Origin of the sequence: Mucilaginibacter sp. RCC_168, assembly GCF_041355315.1 — a bacterium.
Lineage (GTDB): Bacteria > Bacteroidota > Bacteroidia > Sphingobacteriales > Sphingobacteriaceae > Mucilaginibacter.
The window spans coordinates 1,496-3,120 of sequence record NZ_JBFUPN010000056.1 but is presented as its reverse complement, the minus strand read 5'-3'; the positions used below and the strand labels follow the sequence as shown (position 1 = coordinate 3,120).

General features: G+C 49.2%; 1 protein-coding gene. It reads left to right on the top strand.

Translation table 11 applies throughout. The features are described from left to right. Positions 1-1,625, top strand: a 1,625-nt coding sequence (locus tag AB6735_RS27905) for a condensation domain-containing protein (protein WP_370999462.1), incomplete at both ends; no start/stop codon positions are given.

The following is a 1,625-nucleotide window of genomic DNA, read 5'->3' as shown; positions in this document are numbered from 1 at the left end:
CTGGGACTGACCTGGAGGAGCAACTGGCTGAGATCTGGAAAGAGGTGCTGAACCGGGACCGGGTTGGTGTAACGGATGATTTTTTTGAACTGGGCGGTGATTCGATCAAAGCTATACAAATTTCCACCCGGCTTTATAAACTGGGGTATAAGCTGGAGATCAAGGATCTGTTTTTGCATCCGACGGTATATTCATTGTCTCGGGTAATGAAGAAGGCTGTTGTGGAGGCCGTTTCGGACCAGTCTGCAGTAAAAGGAACAGTTCTTTTAACGCCGATCCAGCAATTATTTTTTGCGGCCGGGCACGCGGAACCGCAGCATTATAATCAGTCAGTTTTATTGAGTTCGGCAGAGCGTTATCAAATAAAAGGCATCCGCCTGGTAATGAAGAAACTTCAGGAGCATCACGATGCGCTACGGATGAGTTACCATATAGAATCAGGCTCTGTTCGTCAAATGAATAACGGGCTGAGCTACCCTGTACATGTGGGTGAGTATGACCTGCGGGAATCAGCCGATGTATTACAGGAAATGGAAAACCTGGCAAATGAGCTCCAGCAGCATATGAGCCTGGAGACAGGCCCGGTGATGCGGACAGGGATTTTCAGGCTGCCGGATGGGGACAGGTTGTTGATCGTGATCCATCACCTGGTAGTCGACGGAATATCCTGGCGTATCCTGTTTGAAGATATCGGGACGCTTTACCGCCAGTACCAGGATGGGGAAGAACTGGAGCTTCCGTCCAAAACAGATTCATTCCGGCTATGGTCAGAACGGTTGCATGAGTATGCTGAAGGAGAACGTTTTTTAAAGGAACGGAGTTACTGGGAAGCCCAGGAAAGGATACCGGTAGAACGTTTACGGGAAGACCATCCGGTCAGCAGCAACCGGACAGGAGATGCCGGAGTCGTATCACTGGTTCTGGAAGAATCAGCGACAGCGCATCTTTTAAGCAGGGTAAATCAAGCCTACGGAACAGAGATCAATGATATTTTACTGACGGGTCTAGGCCTGGCAGTGGCGCAGAGTTTCGGGAATAAAAGCCTGTTGATAGGCATGGAGGGTCATGGCCGTGAGGGTGTGCTTCCAGGGATAGATGTGAACCGTACCGTAGGCTGGTTTACCTCTGTATATCCGGTAATACTGGATATGAGTTATAAGGAGGACCTGTCCCGTCAGATCAGGGAGGTCAAGGAAACGCTGCAGCGTATACCGAATAAGGGCATAGGTTACGGGATACTTAAATACCTGACCAGTCCGGAGAAACGAGGCGGGCTTCAGTTTTCCTTAACCCCGGAGATCAGCTTTAATTACCTGGGTGAGTTTGATGCGGATCTGCAGGAAGCGAAGCTGGAGCTGTCGTCCGACTCCCAGGGATCGGCGTTGAGTGCGGGTGCAGAGCGTGGTTATAATATAGATATCACGGGCATGATCAGTAGTAAAAGATTGATATTGTCGGTATCATACAACAGGCACCAATATGAGGAAGCGACGATAAATGGGTTCCGGGATAATTACCGGGATTCGATCCTGCGGATCATCACCCATTGTGTTTCCAGGAAAGAAACTGAACTGACCCCGAGTGATCTGACCTATAAACATTTATCTATTCAGGATCTGGAAAGA